The following is a 1,208-nucleotide window of genomic DNA, read 5'->3' as shown; positions in this document are numbered from 1 at the left end:
TGAGCGCGTCGTCCCATGCGTGACCGCGCCCGCATTGCCAACCGGCTTCGGCCGAATCGGACGACTCCGCCGCCCGTTCCATTCGATAGCGCTCAGCCAGCGCCATCAGTTCCTCGCGCTCGAACGCGTGTTTTGATTTTTGCATCGGTTTGACTTGAGTGCGGGTGATGCTCAATGAATGCTCAATGCGCGCCGCCGCCCAGCGCCTCGGATCGCGATGTAGTGGTGACGATGCCATCCGGACCAAAGTGGGCGTTGAACATGGCGTTACGTGTCACGCCGCCCTCCTCCCAATGCCAACTCCACACGCGCTCTTTCTTGAGCGGATATTCAGCGATGGTCGTGGGCTTTCCCAGAATCCGGCGCACTTCGTCCTGCGTCATACCCGGCCGGATCTTCGCGATGTTCTGCGCCGTCAGGACCTGCGTCACCGACACGAACTTGCCGTTTGCATCGATATCGACAAAATACGTGCTCGTGCCCGCAGGCCCGCGCGGATATTCCAGACGCTTGGAGCCATCCGTGAAAATGCGCGCGGTTTCAGGTTCACCCATCTGGTCGCGGATCTGCGCCTCGGTCGTGACGCCGGGCGTCAGGTCTTTCAGCAACAGCGTGTCCGGTTTGACTGCATTGAACAATGACTTCAACTTGTTCATGGCGTCCTCGCTCTGGCTCTCGTTGCAGCCAGTGAGCAACACGGCCGCCGCGCACGTGGCGGCAAGCATGAGTCTTTTCATATCCGCCGACCTCTCATTGGGCGAACGCCGCGTGCGCATCGCGGGCGGCGTTTTGGGCCGCGCTGGTCATCCTGCCTTTTTTAGCGATGGCACCGGATCGACCGCCTGCCCCGACTTGCGCAACTCGAAGTGCAGCAGCGGCTTGTTGCTTGGCCCCGTCCCCATTTCTGCGATCGGCGCGCCCTGACGCACCGTATCGCCCTCTTTCACCAGCAGCTTGCTGTTGTGCGCATACGCCGTCAGGTAGTCGCTGCTGTGCTTGACGATGATCATGTTGCCGTAAGCGCGCAAGCCATTGCCCGCGTAGACCACGCGGCCGGCGGCGGCGGCTTTCACCGGCTCGACCTCTTTCACCAGCAGCTTGCTGTTGTGCGCATACGCCGTCAGGTAGTCGCTGCTGTGCTTGACGATGATCATGTTGCCGTAAGCGCGCAAGCCATTGCCCGCGTAGACCACGCGGCCGGCGGCGGC

Annotated in this window: 2 protein-coding genes; both read right to left on the bottom strand. The window is 61.9% G+C overall.

Going from position 1 to position 1,208, the window contains the following annotated elements:
- Positions 1-182: 182 nt before the first annotated feature.
- A complete protein-coding gene (bamE, locus tag ACRXB1_RS36370) occupies positions 183-737 on the bottom strand; it encodes an outer membrane protein assembly factor BamE domain-containing protein (RefSeq protein WP_375508466.1) in 555 nt (184 codons plus the stop codon).
- 66 nt (positions 738-803) lie between these two features.
- Positions 804-1,208, bottom strand: a 405-nt coding sequence (locus tag ACRXB1_RS36365) for a murein hydrolase activator EnvC family protein (RefSeq protein ID WP_449494814.1), incomplete at its 5' end; no start/stop codon positions are given.

The organism is Caballeronia sp. M23-90 (genome assembly GCF_053574605.1).
Note: the sequence above shows the minus strand (reverse complement) of the source record. Positions and strands in the feature narration are given on the sequence as shown.